This window comes from Paenibacillus sp. MAHUQ-63, assembly GCF_028765165.1.
In the GTDB taxonomy this organism is placed as follows: Bacteria; Bacillota; Bacilli; order Paenibacillales; family NBRC-103111; genus Paenibacillus_E.
In genome coordinates this window covers 234,202-250,110 of sequence record NZ_JARADB010000004.1, presented here as the reverse complement: position 1 = coordinate 250,110, position 15,909 = coordinate 234,202, and the positions used below count along the sequence as shown (strand labels likewise).

Genomic DNA, 15,909 nt, shown 5'->3' with positions numbered 1-15,909 from the left:
AGGCTTGTTTGATGTAAATCTGGATGTCGGGTGTATCAATTCTCTGTACTTACTACCTCCAACTCACTTCTCACTTTTTCTAAAAACAGCGAATCCCATAAATCCTGAGGACTCACGTCCCCTGTTGATTGATCAATTATTCGGATGCCAGTTTCTTCGTAGACAGCTTTAGATAATTCCTCAGCACATTCAAATGCTTTTGAATTATCGTAAAATACCGGTACCCCTAGCCTCTTTCTTAACAGAAGCGCGAACACCTCTCCCCATCCATATTTACTTCCTTCGGTTTCTTGGATTCTTCTGAGAATTCTATCTCGTACTTCCTGGCTAAACATAAGTCGTTTTACTTCGAATTCTGCATACTCATAAAGCGAACCATAACCTGCACGCTGAAATGGGTTAACTTCAAAAGTGACGCCCGGACATACTAAATAGGCTACGTGAGAGTATTCACTCTTCGTAGCCCATTTGACAAGCTTACCGATTAATCTATCTTCTAAAGTTGGATCACGACGACGTTTGACGAATATCACATCACATGGTTGTAAATTCACCATACAATCCCCTCAACTTCCTCAATAGACGATGCTGCTAGTACGGCAGCCTTCATTGCCCAAAATCGCCCAATCAAGGCGTTCTTATGCTCTAGACCATCGGAGAATACCGTCTTGAACTGCTTCATAGGCAAGATCATCCATTGCTTTCATCCGATCGGATTCCAATCTCTTCATTTCGTCCTGAGCATTCGTCACCCATGGATGATTAGCTACAATGGTCTCTTCTGAAATCACACCTACGCTGTTCTTCGCATTAGTGATGGTATCCATTTCATTGATGAGAATGTCACGGTTTAAAATGAAATCAACCGACTCCTCGGAGAGTCCCCCAAACCACTATTAGCAAGGTGAGTGTCAATAAACCATCGCAGCTGCTCGAGGCTCGCCTGAAATTCCGTTTCAATATCGTTAGCGTCCAGGTCCAAATCCTGATAAAGAAGCTTTAAGGCAATTCCACTAGGGCTGTTTCCAAACTTGTCAGACTGCGTATCGACGCCGCGTCCGAATTCGTAAATATCCTTACGGTTCATTTCTTGATGAGTCTTGTAGGCTTCGGTATCGATGTCTAAAGATTGTGTTTCTACGGCGCCATCATCCATTACCTTAACCGCACGAAACACCGAAAGATTACGCCGGAACTCGCCTAGATCCTGTCCATCATAGTTCTTGATAACATAGACACTGTTTGGTAAGTCGTCTAGATTATTGGAATTATCACTTTTCTTTCGATCGTAGTCATCCACCAAAGCCTGAACGAATTTCACTAGCGTTAGCTCGTCCTCATGATATTTGAAGCAGACAAATGGCACCCTTTCCCAATTCAAAGGAACTTGTTTGTCTTCTCCTTCAACGAGTGTGAAGTGGGTACCACTATCGCCGGCTTCAATATCAGGTGTCATGCCTACCCCATCAAGAACGAATCTCTTCACGCCTGCTGTGTCCCAAAACTCAATCTTCTTGATGACCTTCTTGGTTTTACCTTCGTACACTTCAACCTCATAAATACGTATAAGTGCATCGAGCTCCGTATGTGCAGCATCGCGCCAGAGAGGAATACACTCCTCAGAAGGAATTCTTTTAAGAGATAGCTTGCCGGTTGGACTATAGTAGATATGAACCCAAGCTTTTCCTTTTGTTTATTGCCTCACGGCCAACAGACTGCAATAGGCGCAAAAAAGACTTATTAAAGAAATCCTTTAACAAGTCTTCATAGGCTGTATTTTCAGGAATGCTGAGTGGCTTACTAAGCAGATAGCCTACCTTCTGATCAACGAGCTTTCGATGGCGTCGGCTCGGAGAATGGCTGCAATAGTCTGCATTTCTGGAGTCAATTCTCACTCACTTCGCTATAATTAATCAAAAGAAATACCCGATCCTTTTCGGATCTGTTCCATGGCATAGCGCAGAGCATCCATAGCATGGTTAAAATCATCAATCGGCCTGTTTAAGAAGCGCCCGGTCTTGTCCTGGTCCCAAACATAACTGGACAGTTCCACACTGACATTTGGACATTTAAATTTGTGCACAATAATCTCATACTGCTGAAGATACGAAATACCGTTTATCACACTGTCCGGTCCCTTCTCAGCAGCCCGGATCCGATTAATCCCATAACCCCTAATCTCGTCGATGGACTTAGGCTCCGAAGAATCCGCAATAATCTTTTCTTTCGAGAAGCCTTTCTTCTTGATGATCTCTGCGATCTTGTCATTGGTCAGAGCCCCCTCGTAGTGTTCATCAAAGATATAGATTCGCTTCAAGTCCTTATGGACCAAGGCAAAAGCGCTCGGATCATTCGTGTAACCAAAATCCAGACCAAATATGGCTTTATAACCTGGCAGCTTCGCAATGTCACGCCACTCAAACTCTTCTTCACGCCAGTTCTCATAGATGGCACCTTCTGCAACGGCAAACATGATCTCACCGGGAGTGTTCCGGTACCTAAGGAGGACGTTAGAGCGTCCTTCTTTTATTTATGAACTTAAATAAAACAAAAGGCGTTCTCATATTTGTTATTGAGCTAACGTCCCTAGACAAAATCGTACCAAGTGAGCGGAATACACTTAGCCCTGTTTATTTATCTTGTAAATTTCAAGCCTGTGTTCTATTAAACTTGTACTTTCGCTACTCCTAAGGCAAAGTGACTCCAAAGGATATTCTCAATTAATTCAGCTTGTGTGTCTTCACAATCAATAATTAAAATGATTTCAGAATGTTTGTCCTTTAGAAGTCTTCTCTTTTTCTTTATCACCAGTTCCATAGACAGACGAATAGCAAAACCAAGAACAAATCCAACAAACGCACCGATCAGTCCCCAATAGATTGGTCCCCACGCCAATTTAAATCCAATACTCGCTCCAATGACTGAAAATGCAGTAGCTAACCCCATGCCGATGTCAACAAGGCTTGTACCATCTGAGCGATGAAGGGTATCAAAAATTTTACGGTCTTCTGCTCTATTATCCAGGGGAACAGCAAAAATACTTTCTTTTGGAATCCCTTTCTTTTCTAACGTTAAAACTGCCAATTCTAAAAATCCATGGGTTTCAAAGGTTGAAAACAGTTGCAAAGATATCACTTCACTTTTTGTCTTTTTAGTATTTTGAAATTCTTGGATTGATAATTTTCGGTTAAATGATTCCTTATGTCTTTCTCGAAAAGTTTGTTATTCTCAACAGTATTCATGTATGCATCATAAATAGCGAATCCGTAGTGCGAAGGAATAAAAAGGAGCCATTCTGGATTTAAAACAGAAGTAGCATCTTGAACTTTTCCTAAAAACAGGAGTACAATAGCTTCCTGAATATGCGAGTAATAAAAAAATGCAACTAACCAAGCAATGACAAAAAGAGCAGTTAAAATCCTATGAATGTAGAGCTGTCCTAAGCCTGGGATAAACATTGACCACATAACAGAAACAAGCGGATTTCTTTTGTCCAAGTAGTTAATTTCTAAAGCGCCTAATGAAAATGAATTATAACGATGTTCCTCGCGTTCGGCTAAAATATAAACCCTGTTCATATCTACTGTAGTCCGATAACTGTCCCATATAGCAAAAAGGTAAACAGGAATATACATAATAAGCCACCTTGTATTTAATACCTCTTTAGCCATGTGTATATTTCCTTGAAATGAATAAATCATTGATGAGTTTACATGAGCATTGATGTTAACAGCAACTTCCCAAATAAATAATGCATACCCCCTAAGATACTTTGATAATAACATGTGCCCGAATCCCGGAAACGCTGCGGACCACCAGGCAATAATATAAGGATTTCTTAAATGTAGTTGAGTTGTTCCCATGACACTAACATGCGCCTTATATCTTCTAGCAGTATTGTCATTTGTATAGTTGTTCATCTATCCACCATTACAAACCTTTTTGAGACATATGTTTCCAAAAATACACTGTGTTTATACATGACTTTATAAGCTTCCGTTCGTTCAATGGTTTAGCAACAAATTTATGCAGTCTCTACCCGAACTAAAAGAACCGGCTCAACCCCAGTCCACTCAAAGTACCACTTCTTATTTATAATATCATAGAAAACTACATGATCTCACCGGGAGTGTTCCAGTAGCTATGGAGGACGTTAGTTCGTCCTTCTTTTTTGCTATGGTTAAGAATAAAAAAACGCCAAATTCACTCCGCTGCATTTATTGAACGCTAACGTTCTGCGTCCCTTGGTTGAAATTTCCCTTTGAAATAAACATTCTCGTTAGTACTATCACAAAATGCACAAGCTGGGGCATATCGCTTTATTGTTATTCTTTCTCATCATGAAAAACATCTAATAAATCATTATTATCAATATTCATTATTTTCCTTAGTTCAATCGGCAAAACAATACGTCCTAATTGGTCTATTTTGCGTACAATTCCTGTTGTTTTCAACATAATCACCTCTCGATTTAGCCCTGGCGATCATCGGATATTAAAGAAATGTTGTAGGTCAGCGAAGTTTACAATTGACTTTTCCCCCTAAATTAATCAGTAATGTGTTATATATATTATTACAATTGAAAAATTAGAAAAACGAAAAAAAGTGTACCTTCACTGCAATGATTTTTGCGCTGTTACGCAAAGAGGCTTCCTTTATGCATGTTATTTAACTAACATTCAGCGTTAGCGAACACAAAGGAAGTTACCCCATTTTCTCTGCAGCCCGTTAATATTAAGGATTATCAACGAGAAAAAACGGCCTGTGTTCGCATCTGTTCGCGATAGGACCGTTTTTGTTGTTCTCAGTTAGATTAAGAAATTACCATACAAAAGCTGATGTGATGATAACTAAAAGAATAAAAAGAACCAAAATAGCTGCTGCGTTATTACCATAACCTGCACAACTACCACCATAACCTACTGCTCCCATGTGTACTCATTCCCCTCGGTCGTGATTTTTCATTACGGTATAGATTATGTTCTTTAACTAGTGAGTGATTGGACGAATGTACCAAATTGAGTGTTTAGATGGCCAGCATTTATAATAAAGAATTCGGAAGTCCGTGACGGCAGCTATGTTGGTGCTTATGAATTTGTACCACTGGATATCCGATCTGCATTTTTCAAAATACCCGAGCAATTAAATCGAACAGTGTTCGGCTCATTCAATACCGGGTTAAATACCTTTTTATAAGAACCCAAAAATAATTACCGCAAATTCCCGTTATGTGCCCACGCATTATTTTAAAACTTGAATCTTATATATTGAGCCCCAGCAGGCTACTCATGTCATGTGTCACCTTCAATTACCATAAAGAAGTCACCCTGAGATTAAGATTAAGGGTGACTTCTTTTATAGTAAGAACAACGAGAAAAAACTGCCCGTATTTTACTTTGCGGCCGTTTTTTCTCGTTGTTCTTTTTATGGGATTAAGGAATTACCATACAAAAGCTGATGTGATGATGGACGTATACCATCGAAGGTAAGCGCTGAGGAACACAAAAATGTATCGTAATTTATGCTTTTAACATCTGAGAGAGTGTAATCGCATAAAAAAAGCGATTCCTAAATTCAGGTAGCAGCTAAGCACTTAAATTGAGAAATTTTTCATTAATGGCGTGATAAACGAAATGACACCCATCCCAAGCTTCATAAAGCTGCCCAAGTTGCTAAATAAACCGCCTACCCCAGCAGTGTTAGTAGCTGCACCTTGACCAAGCCCACCAAACAATCCACCAGATAAACCTCCTCCAAGCAATCCTCCAAGCCCCCCGCCACCTAACAGCCCAAGCATGTTACCCAAGCCACCTAAACCAGAGATATGCACCTTAGAATTCCCTTTTTTCTTAGAAATCTTTTGATTTCCTTTGAATCCTTGAAGAATGACTTGATCGGCTCCAATTTCTTTCAGAATGCCATAATAGAAAGACCCATCTTTAAGGACTACGTATACCGGTGTTCCTAAGTTAGCTTGTGCTTGTGCTGAAATAGTAGCCGACGCACCAAATAATGCTTTTGGTCCTTTATCCACGCGTCTGTGTTTACTTTTGGACCGATGTAAAGTTTTCATACTGGTCACTCTTCCTTCTAATCATCATAGTTATTCTTGCCATCATATGTTGAATAGACAAGTACGGACTATGCGTTTAGGACAAAATTTATTTATTCTTTGGTAGCACGAAAACTACGCAGCCTCCGCTCGAACTAGAAGCACCGACTCTATACCAGCCCACTCATAAAATCTCTTCTTAATAACATCACAGAATACAGGATCTCACTGGGAATATTCCGGGGACTAGAAAAACGTTAGCGCGTCCTTCTTTTATTTATGACATCAAAAAAACCGCCAAATAGGCGACTTATATTATTAATGAACAGCTTTCCTCTTTAACTAAAACGTATAAGGCTTACTTTGTATCTAATTAATTTCTGTAGGTAGCCCTGGCGGAAAATATTGAGGTGGGACCTTAATCCAACCTCGCTTCCTCATTGTTGTTTTCAATTCCGCACCAAACTTCGCATGTTCGAGCATAAAACCAGCCCACTTAAGTCCTATATCATTCCGATATGTTTCAGTCATGCTTCTTGCACATTCTTTAAATGCCAAAAGCAATTTTGCCGAAAGAATATTCGCTATTTCATCATCAGTCATTTTCGCACCCATTGGGACAGCATTTGGGCTTGATTTCGTTTTATCTTCAGGTAAAGGAGGTATTGGCACTCCCTCTTCCTCCATAAATTTCTTAATCCGGTTGGAATGTGTGCTGCACATATCAATGGCATCAGTAAGTAAAGAAATCAAATCTGAGTCGGTTGTAGTATTCCTTCCAATTTGTTCAAGAACAATTGCTTCCTCGATAAACACAAGGTATTTCCAAAGGTCCATAACCTCACCTACATGTAACGGTGGTTTTGGCTCATCATCAATAAATGTTTTAATTAGACTATTTACAGCTTTTAGAATACTTGTCATGACTTCACCCCTTTATTTGGTATTCCATTATTTATGAAAATTATACAATCCATCACGCTCACTAGTTTAATGTTTGCGCAACATTACGCAGCCTCAGATCGAACTAAAAGAACCGGCTCAACCCTAGTCCACTCATAATACCGCCTCTTATTTATATCATAGAAAACATATATGATCTCACTTGGAGTGTTCCAATGTGGGAGAAGGACGTTTGCGCGGCCTTCTTTTTTAAATAAAAAAACTCACCCCGAATGGAATGAGTTGCTTCTCAATTGTTCTTGTATGGTATGGACAGAAAAGGTAATTTGATTATTACAAAAGCCAGCATAATATAAATTTGAATTCACGTAGTGGAAGCCCGATTTAAAGATCATCTCTTGATCGGAATAATTATTAATATGAATTTGTTTACATTGAACACAGAAATAGCAATTCATAGTTATAAATCGCCCTCCTTTGTCTACATGTATTATAGACAGAAGTGTATGCGAACGAAAATAGTACTAAGAACACTTAATCAAATTTTTATAGAATTTGTTTATTTAAATCTACTATGAAACTCATTTAATAGTATATCGAGCTCCTGTGACTTGCATACGATTACATCACTATTCATTGAGATACCCTCCAAATACATATGAACCAATTGTTGTCTAAGTGTCTCAATTTCTTCTGTCAAGCTAGCAAGGTCCAAATCAATTTGCCCCTTCTTGTTGATTTTGGGACTATTTTACTATTAGTCCCTCACTATGACAACCTTTATTTTTCCAAAATCACCAAAATCAAAGAAGCATATTTCATAGGAAAAAGGGAGCCGTTTGCAGCAGACTTTTGTCCGGTGGCAGAGGAGGACGTTAGCGAATCCTCCTTTTTTTTGCATTGATTAAGAATAAAAAAGACCGCTAAATTTAATAGGCATTCGCACTGTCCTAATCTCCCCTACTTGCATTAAATATCTAATCATAACGAAGGGGTTGATTCAAAATGGCAATACGTCCTCCCCAAACATTGAAGGGGAATTACAAAAAAGTGCCTCTCACGAGATTCCGCTCTGTGAAACCTACTCAAACTCTCACCCGGTTTACAGTCATTTGGGCTAACTTCAATGGAGTACCTTTTAATACGACCGGATTTTTTGCAGTACTCCGGCGTACGAATGGAACTTTCGTTCAAGCGGTCAATTTCGATCGTTTTGGCACAGCGGTTTTCTTTGCCGTTCGCACACCGACCAACAGGCCTTTTATCCTCCGAATTTTCAGAAACGACGGAACATTATTCCGGGTCCGGTTCGTACCCGCCGGTGTCTCTTCGTTTGTAGTTATCGGATAAATGAATGCCGGGGGCTCCCCGGCATTTTTATTATTTATTTATCCATTATTCCATATGTTGTTTACATAGTCGTTTCGCTTCAAATATAGCTCATAGCCGGTCGATGGAATCCGACGGTATATCTTAAAACACCCATACAGCCCCAGTTGTCAGCACACTCTACCCGTTAATCCAATGATTAGCACGAAAATTATGCAGCTTCTGCTCGAACTAAAAGAATTGGCTCTATCCCTGTCCACTCATGATACTGTGACCAACCAAAGGAAGCAGCGTTCTTTGACCAAATACATTGGGACCTAACAACGATGCCGGCCGCATTCATCGCGTTTTCAAACTCCCTTTGATAGGAAGAAGGATGGAACACATAGATAGCTGCCTTCGGGTCCATAACTGAGGCATAGCAATTAAATACAGAATTTATAAAGCCCGCAAACTCCTCAGCGGGCATATCGTCATTCATAATTGTACCTCGACCATCTGCGGACAACTAGACCGAGTCACTTTCCACCGCCACATTATACGGCGGGTCAGTAACAACAAGCGCCGCTTTGACGCCATCCATGAGCTTCTGAACATCTGCAAGCTTGGGAGCTTAGCCTCTTCATCGCTTGATTCTACAATGACACAGGTAAGTTCAGTGAATCCTGCCTCCTTAGCTGCTCACCAGCGCTTCTCACCCTTAACGATTGTCATATCACTGCGGACCAATGGAATAAATAACAGCCTATCCCACAAGGAATAGGCTGTTATTTAAATCGTCTGAAATTTTCTTCTGAGCCCGTGTCACATAAACCTCCACACTTCCCTTACTAATTCCAATCATCCCAGCAATCTCACTGAACGAGAAGCACTCCCCATGAGCTAGCACATAGCACTCTCTTTCCCGTTCGCTTAACCTAGATAACGCATCCTCAATCTGAAACCTCTGCCAGTTAGAAAGGTTGGCCGGACTGCCTGCAGAACTCTGCGTGATGTAAGCCTGCATTGGGACTGGATCCATTAACTTCTCACGCTGATACGCTGCTCGCCGCTCAATCCCTCTTTTATTATCGGGCTGACGCCAAGTCTCTAGCCACTCGATCGTCCACTCACAATCAGATACCATTTCATTAATTACCCGCCTGTCAGCCTGTAGTATTGAAAGCTCATCTTGTTTAATAAGAATATCCTCTTGCTGCTCAATTTCTTTAATCTTATTTGTTTTCTCTGCAGATAACTTTCTCAGCATGGCGGCCGTTTGTTTGTAAGCATCAGATAAATCATTACGTCCCATTCCCTCACACCTCCATAGTGTGTTAATATAAGTGACAGGAACATATGTTTGATCTCCCGTGATTCTGGCTAGGAGTCGGGGGATCTTTTTATTTTAAAACTGTGCCTACTCTTTATGTCCCTCAATGTGCTGGATTAAAGTTTTGTATTTCGGATAATAATGAATGTATTAAAAATATGGATGGTCATTCTCATGGATATGATAATACTTTGGTCTGCATGGATCGTTACTGCTATTCTACTGATAATATTTATTAACCGGAAAACCCTGCTACAAGCAATTCTAAGTTTTTTATTTATGCAAGTACCAACCTGGTTATTTGGAGCCTTAGTTGTTCAAGGTGGGCTAATCGAATACCCAGTCGGTATTCTAGAAATGGCCTACAAAGCAAGTTTTACATTTGAGTTTTTTATCTTCCCTGCTGTGAGCGCTATTTTTAATGTGCATTTCCCTAAACAAAAGTCATGGTTAGTTAAATCCATATACACATTAAGCTTCCCAACGGTGATAACAATAATTGAAGTCGTTCTAGAAAAGCACACAGAATTAATTAAATATGTAAATTGGACATGGTATTTGAGTTTCATCTCTATAACCTTCACACTTTTAATTTCATATTGGTTCTATCTCTGGTTTTTCAAAAAAATAAAAGAAATGTACAAGTAACTAAGTATTCATTTTGACGCTGTTCATGGTCTAAAAAACATAGGTTCGTTGATTGAAAGTGGGTTCGGGGAAACCGAGATTAATACTGTCAGTTCAGTTATTAACGAACTCAGAAAACGCGATGAAGAAGAGATTCATTTTAATATTTTTTATAATGGTGAACTAACTGGATTTACGATCATTGTTTAGATGCTGCCTAGCTCTATTATTGGGTTAGAATTTGTCACGGATAAAACATTGTCTGAAAAGATTCAAGTTGAAGCAGATCTTTACGAAAATTCACCAAAAGGTAACTTTCATTAACCAAAGAAATACTAAAGGGATCCTTGAACAGATATTTGAAGGTGGGGTCATTGAATCTCATTGTGAGATATGTGTGAAAATGGCTGGAGGGTATTTTTTGAAGCAGAATTGTGAGTTTATGGTGATATAAAGAATGAAAAAAAGCCGCACTTTTCGCGGCTTTTTATTTATTTAGAACCAGTAAATTCTATGCCATTCTTACGAATTGAAATATCTATGAATGTTTTATTCTTCTTAGTTGTCCCACTATTACTAAGCATCATATTAACTGTATAATCATCTCTTACCCAATCTGCCCCTATAAACATATCACCATTAGTTATTCCACTGTAAATAATTTGATTAGCTTCATCCTTACTCTTTCCTTTTAATTGTTCGCTGATTGCCTGACCTGCTTTCTCACTCGTAAATGCAGATCCTTCTGACTTAGGATTGCCATAAGCTTGACTTAATTCTTGTCTTAATTTTGTAAAGTACTCAAAAGACGATTCCTTGTCAGTAATCCTATAAGCAATCTGCCAGAGCTTTCCATCTTTAAAGTGATAATAAACAGTTGCAGGTAAATCAAACAATGAATAATTTTCGTAACCTACAACATAATCAAAATCTACTAACATTTCTAAATGACTGTTTTTGGATTTTATTGTTTCAATAGAAGTACCCCAGAGATATTCTTTAAAAGGGTCTGTAAGTGTAATAATTTTATCCATGACAATGTTTACTCGATTTGTTTTCTCATCCCACGTTACAACCCCATTGCAACTTTCACCTATAAATCGGCAATTGATTGAAATTCATTTGAACTCCATTGACGAAAACACTTACTGGTTCCTCAGCAGCAAAAGACTTAGAAGGAGATACTAGCAATGTTGTAATGATTAAACTTAATATAAATTTCGAAAATTTCCCCATACAATATTCCCCTTTTATGTTGCTATCCTATTCACATGCCACGCCGTCATTATCTCGGTCTAACTTACTGCTGTACCCAGGGTCACCGCGATGAAGTGGGGCTTTGCCTGCCGCTTTAACTGCGGAGCAGTTAGGATAACTCACATTTGAGTTAGTTGCTGGTGCTTTTGTAAGCTGTGTTTCTTTTGGTGCTTCCTTCACAGGTTCTTCTGCTTTCTTAACTACTTCTGGGTGATATCCATCATCTTTGGCGTAGTTTTCTATACTCCATATACCAATCCCTGCTTGCTGTGCTTTTTTTTGAATCTCCCTAAAGTGGTCTATGTACTTCACATCTGGTTGATAAACTGCTACTCGAGCTAATCCTTTCTCTAAAAGCAACTCATTTACCATCTTATCATCTAGCCAAACATACATTAGCAAACGGCCAAAAGTATCACGTTCTGAAACATCTTTCTCAAGCTTAACCTCTCTACCATCAAGTAATTCGGTTGTAAACTTGGATGCCTCCGGACCAAAAGGTTCCACTGGTTTAGAGGGATGCTTAGTTTCAGGTGTATCTACTAGGACAAAACGAACTGTTTCCTTTTTGTCCCCAATCAATACATCAATTGTGTCTCCATCTACAACCTTTGTCACTTTTGCAGTTATGTATTTATTCGTTTCTGCTGCTGGGGAGGCGGCTGGCTGTATAGTAGTTGCTGCTTGTGTAGCAGGACTCTCTTTAGCTTTTTTTAAGGCTGCAATTTCTGCAGCTTGCTTTGCTATTAATTCATCTTTCTTTTTCGCATCAGATGACTCCAGGACTGTAGTACTTGCAGTTAAAGGCTTAATCTCCTCTTTCTTATTAGTAAAAGTACTAATGATAATAATTAAGGCCCAGACAGTTACACAGCCAAGAAGGAGTTTGTTCTTTGTTCTCTTCATCAGAATGAAAATTCCGATGTATGGTGCAATTAAGCATAATAAAACTAAAAACCAAGTTGTTTGATACCATTTCTGTTGTGACATGGAAGCCCCCACCTATTTTGTATTAGATGTACATTCTATCATACTAAATTCGACCTTTAAAGTAATATTTTGTATCTTTAGACCTAGTACGATGGTATAATATGCTCATCGTACCCTGCATTGGTTTACTAACTTTTATATATCATTAATAAATATCGGAGGAGTAACTTATGGGGATTGGTTTTAGAAAGAGCATTAAGATTGCGCCCGGTGTCCGCTAAAATGAACAAATCCCCACAGGCCTATTCGACCGTGATCGTTGAAATCAAATGTTGCTTTTTTCTTATTCACAGGTTTCTGTATTCCTGTATTTACAGTTTCCTGTATTCCTTGACTACACCGTTTTCCTAATAACTGATCAATCGCATCACGCTTGGACACGCCGCTCCAGCTCCTCGACAAAATTTCTATAATTCCTAAGTGCCGATGTATCCGTATTACTGTATTCCTGTATGCCTGTAATAGAAAACTCCTTGATTCTATTTCTTCGCTTTATTTCTGTTTGAAATACAACTCCCTCGTATTCTCTTCTTACCCTATCAACGATTGTTTTATCAATAATTGTTCTGGAATCGATCATTGTTGGCGCAAAAGACTTCCCTTTAAATCCCAATAGTCACAATTAGTTCTGGGGTGGTACCATTATTTTAGGTGATGAAGAAAATGTTTATTCCTCCAATGCTTCTCCAATATGCCAAGAACAACGATCCGTTTGATGGTAGTTCCACTTTCGCCGAATTGAAGTGGGATGGCATTCGATTGATTGTATCGAATATGGATGAGTTTAACCTTTACACAAAGAACACGAATGCAACTGCAAAATATCCGGAGCTCCATCATCCGCCGATTCCTAAAGGGACTATTCTCGATGGAGAGATTGTTGTACTGGATGAACATGGAAGAGCGGACTTCGAAGCAACAAATTCAGGCTTCCGGTCGAGCAAGAAGCGCAAACCAGTTGTATTCATGGCTTTTGACATTCTATACCACCGAGGCATAGACGTAACTGGATTACCATTAATTCGGCGCAAGCAGCTGCTTGAAGAGACACTTCAAGAGACGGAACATTATAGAATTGTTCGGCCCATTAAAGGAAGTGCAAAGGAATTTTTCAAAATCGTATGTCAGCATGGACTTGAAGGTATTGTGATAAAGAAAAAAGACTCGAAATATGAGAAGGGCGTACGATCCTGGTCATGGCAGAAGGTTATTAACTACCAAAAAGAAGTGGTATACATAACCGGTTACAGCAAGAAAGAAAGTTCATGGCTGCTCGGCTATCCAGAGAGTGAACGTATTCGCCAGATCGGCACCATGGAGCTTGGAATAACCCAGTCTGCCCGGGAATCCATGATGCCCATATTTCATTCTTTTAAATGCGGTGAGAGCAAAGAATACGTTTTTATCAAGCCAGTGGTGAGGTGCAAGGTTAAATTCAGGGATTGGTATAGCTCTGGTACCATGCGGCTTCCAGTTTTTGAGGAATTTATCATTTAGGGGTGGTGACATTTATGGAATACAGAGTTAGACATAAGGAGACAAGCGAAGAAAAAACGTTGAGTCATTTAGAAGTGAATGATATGGATTATGATATAAATGACCAAATCGTTGTTTTTGACAGAAATATGGAGGCATACTTTTTAATCGATGAAGTTCAAGAGCAGTGAATTGTCAAAAATTATTGGTTTTTACCGTAAACATCAACGAGTACCTTCTATGGAACAGGTTGAGGCCGCGTTTAATGATACAATGGCTGGTGATATTGACGGAGCTCTCCGACTTCTAGATTGGAAACGTCACTGCTTTTATGTAAAAAATGAATATGAAAGAGATGTCATGTCAAAAGTTTTTGCATATTGCTCCGAAGTTATAGAGTAAAATTGGTCTTTTCATTTTCAATATCCAATCATATGTCCCCTTGGACAAGCAGTATGTAATATCTTTAAGAGAATCGTCAAACACAAAATGTTTGGCGATTTGCTATTTAGCCTTATTCCATACCAGGATAACGTCCGCCAAAAGGCTTCATATTTCCGAACAACTGAAACAATAGGCTTTTCGAATTGCCACGCCCAAAGAGTTAAAGTCAAGCATCCGATTATAAAAACTCCGCATAGGTTGATGTATCAGAATTAGGAGGAGATTATTCAATGAGTTACAACCAAAGCTATAATTATAATCCTTATCATCAACATCCGCACATGTATCATCCGCATATGCACCATCAGCCAGTTATCATTTATCCCATTCCATATCCGCAATACCACCCGCACCACTACCCATATCACGGTTGGCACGGTGGTCAGTGGCATGGCCACCATGGCGGAGGCTCGCATGGTCACTACCACCAAGGGCATCATGGTAACTGGCAAGGAGGATATAATCACAAATAGTTTATACGGAGGCGTGCGAATATGTCGTACGTCTCCTTTCCATTATTCACTCAAGCAGCACCATACTTGCAGCCAAGTTTTTTCACTGTTCGCTTTAGTGTTAGCTATTACAGTGCAATATTTTAAATACATAAGAATCCCGTTCACTCCACACGATAGGACTACACCAAGATGGCAAACAGTAATACCTTTACAGCCAGATATAGAAATCTCGCTACATGCAATGCAGTCTCTTGGTGGCGGTATCAGAAAATTGGACAAATAGCTGGTCAGCAGCTAAAAGGTTTTCAACGGTTTTATGCCAAATATCAAAAGGTCGGAGATGTGAACAAGATGACTCAATCGGACAAGCAAACATCTATGGATATAACCAATGAGCTTAATCAGCATACAACGAAGGATACTTTAGCAATTACTGATGAAGTTAAAGATATCAATGACCGTATTAAGGTAGATACAACACCAGAGACATGCCGCGCGGATTTGGATGGTAATTAATTGTTGAAAATGGCCGTTAGATTGAACTTTCCACAAATCAAATAGAAAAGAGAGCCAGATTGGCTCACATGTTTAATCGCTGCTGCTGCTCCCGCTGTCACTCCCGCCCCCGCCTCCACTGGAGGAATCATTGCCATGATGATCATGGGGGCTGCTGTGATGGTTATGATCATGATGGTTATGATGATGGTTATGATGATGGTTATGATCATGATGGTTATGATGTTGGTTATGATGATGTTGTTGTTGATGTCGGTTCGAGTCATCCGAAGAATTCTGAAGGAAATTGGAGCTATCATTGTGATGATGGCTATAATGACTTCTTCTGCGTTTATCCTTGCTGTACATACCGATTAAAGAAAAAATAACAAACATAATGATAACCATCACAATTAATTCCACCAAACCACCTCGTTCAATTTATAGTTACAAATATTTCTATTCTTCACATGATTTTAAAAGTCCTTTAGAGATCGCTTGCACACTTGCCAAAAGACTTCTCATCACTTACAAAAGAGCCGCATTACGCGACTCTTTAGGCATTTACA

Annotated in this window: 21 protein-coding genes and 2 pseudogenes; 6 read left to right on the top strand and 17 right to left on the bottom strand. The window is 39.4% G+C overall.

Annotated features, from left to right (window positions below; genetic code table 11):
- Positions 1 to 35: 35 nt before the first annotated feature.
- The 14 genes and pseudogenes from PUT07_RS24365 to PUT07_RS24310 all read right to left on the bottom strand — a co-directional run bounded on the left by PUT07_RS24365 (position 36) and on the right by PUT07_RS24310 (position 9,578).
- Entirely contained in the window at positions 36 to 557 is a 522-nt protein-coding gene (locus PUT07_RS24365; protein WP_274471248.1) for a hypothetical protein, read from the bottom strand.
- Between the two features lie 81 nt (positions 558 to 638).
- Positions 639 to 827, bottom strand: coding sequence for a phage portal protein (locus tag PUT07_RS24360; RefSeq protein ID WP_274471247.1), 189 nt, complete (start codon positions 825 to 827; stop codon positions 639 to 641).
- 23 nt (positions 828 to 850) lie between these two features.
- Complete coding sequence (locus PUT07_RS24355) at positions 851 to 1,630, bottom strand: phage portal protein (protein ID WP_274471664.1); 780 nt, start codon at positions 1,628 to 1,630, stop codon at positions 851 to 853.
- Between the two features lie 279 nt (positions 1,631 to 1,909).
- Positions 1,910 to 2,473, bottom strand: coding sequence for a PBSX family phage terminase large subunit (locus PUT07_RS24350; protein WP_274471245.1), 564 nt, complete (start codon positions 2,471 to 2,473; stop codon positions 1,910 to 1,912).
- A 191-nt stretch (positions 2,474 to 2,664) separates the two neighbouring features.
- Positions 2,665 to 3,126 carry a hypothetical protein gene (locus PUT07_RS24345; RefSeq protein WP_274471244.1) on the bottom strand — a complete coding sequence of 154 codons (462 nt, stop codon included), beginning with the start codon at positions 3,124 to 3,126 and terminating at the stop codon, positions 2,665 to 2,667.
- Positions 3,127 to 3,131: 5 nt separating this feature from the next.
- Positions 3,132 to 3,920, bottom strand: coding sequence for a hypothetical protein (locus PUT07_RS24340; protein WP_274471243.1), 789 nt, complete (start codon positions 3,918 to 3,920; stop codon positions 3,132 to 3,134).
- A gap of 307 nt (positions 3,921 to 4,227) precedes the next feature.
- A pseudogene (locus PUT07_RS24335) lies at positions 4,228 to 4,457 on the bottom strand (AbrB/MazE/SpoVT family DNA-binding domain-containing protein).
- A gap of 364 nt (positions 4,458 to 4,821) precedes the next feature.
- Positions 4,822 to 4,932: a YjcZ family sporulation protein gene (locus tag PUT07_RS24330; RefSeq protein ID WP_127455728.1), complete on the bottom strand. Its 111-nt coding sequence runs from the start codon at positions 4,930 to 4,932 to the stop codon at positions 4,822 to 4,824.
- 661 nt (positions 4,933 to 5,593) lie between these two features.
- Complete coding sequence (locus PUT07_RS24325; RefSeq protein ID WP_274471242.1) at positions 5,594 to 6,073, bottom strand: hypothetical protein; 480 nt, start codon at positions 6,071 to 6,073, stop codon at positions 5,594 to 5,596.
- 348 nt (positions 6,074 to 6,421) lie between these two features.
- Entirely contained in the window at positions 6,422 to 6,976 is a 555-nt protein-coding gene (locus PUT07_RS24320; RefSeq protein WP_274471241.1) for a DUF3231 family protein, read from the bottom strand.
- A 242-nt stretch (positions 6,977 to 7,218) separates the two neighbouring features.
- On the bottom strand, positions 7,219 to 7,413 hold the full coding sequence (locus PUT07_RS35660; RefSeq protein WP_379240500.1) for a DUF3973 domain-containing protein: 195 nt from the start codon (positions 7,411 to 7,413) through the stop codon (positions 7,219 to 7,221).
- A gap of 101 nt (positions 7,414 to 7,514) precedes the next feature.
- Positions 7,515 to 7,655 carry an aspartyl-phosphate phosphatase Spo0E family protein gene (locus PUT07_RS35655; protein ID WP_379240627.1) on the bottom strand — a complete coding sequence of 47 codons (141 nt, stop codon included), beginning with the start codon at positions 7,653 to 7,655 and terminating at the stop codon, positions 7,515 to 7,517.
- A gap of 894 nt (positions 7,656 to 8,549) precedes the next feature.
- A pseudogene (locus PUT07_RS24315) lies at positions 8,550 to 8,882 on the bottom strand (DNA modification methylase); the annotation flags it as partial.
- A gap of 147 nt (positions 8,883 to 9,029) precedes the next feature.
- Complete coding sequence (locus PUT07_RS24310) at positions 9,030 to 9,578, bottom strand: sigma-70 family RNA polymerase sigma factor (protein WP_274471240.1); 549 nt, start codon at positions 9,576 to 9,578, stop codon at positions 9,030 to 9,032.
- 192 nt (positions 9,579 to 9,770) lie between these two features.
- On the opposite strand from PUT07_RS24310, the gene PUT07_RS24305 reads away from it, so the two are divergent.
- Positions 9,771 to 10,244: a CBO0543 family protein gene (locus PUT07_RS24305; RefSeq protein WP_274471238.1), complete on the top strand. Its 474-nt coding sequence runs from the start codon at positions 9,771 to 9,773 to the stop codon at positions 10,242 to 10,244.
- 470 nt (positions 10,245 to 10,714) lie between these two features.
- Here PUT07_RS24305 and PUT07_RS24300 read toward each other — a convergent pair whose 3' ends face one another.
- The 3 genes from PUT07_RS24300 to PUT07_RS24290 all read right to left on the bottom strand — a co-directional run bounded on the left by PUT07_RS24300 (position 10,715) and on the right by PUT07_RS24290 (position 12,851).
- Entirely contained in the window at positions 10,715 to 11,257 is a 543-nt protein-coding gene (locus PUT07_RS24300) for a hypothetical protein (RefSeq protein WP_274471237.1), read from the bottom strand.
- Positions 11,258 to 11,486: 229 nt separating this feature from the next.
- Positions 11,487 to 12,470 (bottom strand): thermonuclease family protein, encoded by a 984-nt coding sequence (locus tag PUT07_RS24295; RefSeq protein WP_274471236.1) that lies wholly within the window; start codon positions 12,468 to 12,470, stop codon positions 11,487 to 11,489.
- A 195-nt stretch (positions 12,471 to 12,665) separates the two neighbouring features.
- Positions 12,666 to 12,851: a hypothetical protein gene (locus PUT07_RS24290; RefSeq protein WP_274471235.1), complete on the bottom strand. Its 186-nt coding sequence runs from the start codon at positions 12,849 to 12,851 to the stop codon at positions 12,666 to 12,668.
- A 282-nt stretch (positions 12,852 to 13,133) separates the two neighbouring features.
- Here PUT07_RS24290 and PUT07_RS24285 point away from each other — a divergent pair, with 282 nt between their 5' ends.
- The 5 genes from PUT07_RS24285 (at position 13,134) to PUT07_RS24265 (ending at position 15,718) form a co-directional block, all read left to right on the top strand.
- Positions 13,134 to 13,967, top strand: a complete 834-nt coding sequence (locus tag PUT07_RS24285) for an ATP-dependent DNA ligase (RefSeq protein WP_274471234.1) — start codon at positions 13,134 to 13,136, stop codon at positions 13,965 to 13,967.
- A 14-nt stretch (positions 13,968 to 13,981) separates the two neighbouring features.
- Positions 13,982 to 14,137: a hypothetical protein gene (locus PUT07_RS24280; RefSeq protein WP_274471233.1), complete on the top strand. Its 156-nt coding sequence runs from the start codon at positions 13,982 to 13,984 to the stop codon at positions 14,135 to 14,137.
- Positions 14,138 to 14,620: 483 nt separating this feature from the next.
- Positions 14,621 to 14,863 (top strand): hypothetical protein, encoded by a 243-nt coding sequence (locus PUT07_RS24275; protein ID WP_274471231.1) that lies wholly within the window; start codon positions 14,621 to 14,623, stop codon positions 14,861 to 14,863.
- Positions 14,864 to 15,034: 171 nt separating this feature from the next.
- Positions 15,035 to 15,361, top strand: coding sequence for a hypothetical protein (locus PUT07_RS24270; RefSeq protein ID WP_274471229.1), 327 nt, complete (start codon positions 15,035 to 15,037; stop codon positions 15,359 to 15,361).
- A gap of 135 nt (positions 15,362 to 15,496) precedes the next feature.
- Positions 15,497 to 15,718: a hypothetical protein gene (locus PUT07_RS24265; protein WP_274471228.1), complete on the top strand. Its 222-nt coding sequence runs from the start codon at positions 15,497 to 15,499 to the stop codon at positions 15,716 to 15,718.
- Positions 15,719 to 15,909: the final 191 nt, after the last annotated feature.

Excerpts from the sequence above, each read along its gene's own strand:
- PUT07_RS24265 (WP_274471228.1), top strand. The coding sequence starts at position 15,497 with ATGATGATCATGGGGGCTGCTGTGATGGTTATGATCATGATGGTTATG.
- PUT07_RS24270 (WP_274471229.1), top strand. The coding sequence starts at position 15,035 with ATGGCAAACAGTAATACCTTTACAGCCAGATATAGAAATCTCGCTACA.
- PUT07_RS24325 (WP_274471242.1), bottom strand. The coding sequence starts at position 6,073 with ATGAAAACTTTACATCGGTCCAAAAGTAAACACAGACGCGTGGATAAA.
- PUT07_RS35660 (WP_379240500.1), bottom strand. The coding sequence starts at position 7,413 with ATGAATTGCTATTTCTGTGTTCAATGTAAACAAATTCATATTAATAAT.
- PUT07_RS24330 (WP_127455728.1), bottom strand. The coding sequence starts at position 4,932 with ATGGGAGCAGTAGGTTATGGTGGTAGTTGTGCAGGTTATGGTAATAAC.
- PUT07_RS24320 (WP_274471241.1), bottom strand. The coding sequence starts at position 6,976 with ATGACAAGTATTCTAAAAGCTGTAAATAGTCTAATTAAAACATTTATT.
- PUT07_RS24350 (WP_274471245.1), bottom strand. The coding sequence starts at position 2,473 with ATGTTTGCCGTTGCAGAAGGTGCCATCTATGAGAACTGGCGTGAAGAA.
- PUT07_RS24285 (WP_274471234.1), top strand. The coding sequence starts at position 13,134 with ATGTTTATTCCTCCAATGCTTCTCCAATATGCCAAGAACAACGATCCG.
- PUT07_RS24305 (WP_274471238.1), top strand. The coding sequence starts at position 9,771 with ATGGATATGATAATACTTTGGTCTGCATGGATCGTTACTGCTATTCTA.
- PUT07_RS24295 (WP_274471236.1), bottom strand. The coding sequence starts at position 12,470 with ATGTCACAACAGAAATGGTATCAAACAACTTGGTTTTTAGTTTTATTA.
- PUT07_RS24275 (WP_274471231.1), top strand. The coding sequence starts at position 14,621 with ATGAGTTACAACCAAAGCTATAATTATAATCCTTATCATCAACATCCG.
- PUT07_RS24340 (WP_274471243.1), bottom strand. The coding sequence starts at position 3,920 with ATGAACAACTATACAAATGACAATACTGCTAGAAGATATAAGGCGCAT.
- PUT07_RS24365 (WP_274471248.1), bottom strand. The coding sequence starts at position 557 with ATGGTGAATTTACAACCATGTGATGTGATATTCGTCAAACGTCGTCGT.
- PUT07_RS24360 (WP_274471247.1), bottom strand. The coding sequence starts at position 827 with ATGGATACCATCACTAATGCGAAGAACAGCGTAGGTGTGATTTCAGAA.
- PUT07_RS24310 (WP_274471240.1), bottom strand. The coding sequence starts at position 9,578 with ATGGGACGTAATGATTTATCTGATGCTTACAAACAAACGGCCGCCATG.
- PUT07_RS24300 (WP_274471237.1), bottom strand. The coding sequence starts at position 11,257 with ATGGATAAAATTATTACACTTACAGACCCTTTTAAAGAATATCTCTGG.
- PUT07_RS24280 (WP_274471233.1), top strand. The coding sequence starts at position 13,982 with ATGGAATACAGAGTTAGACATAAGGAGACAAGCGAAGAAAAAACGTTG.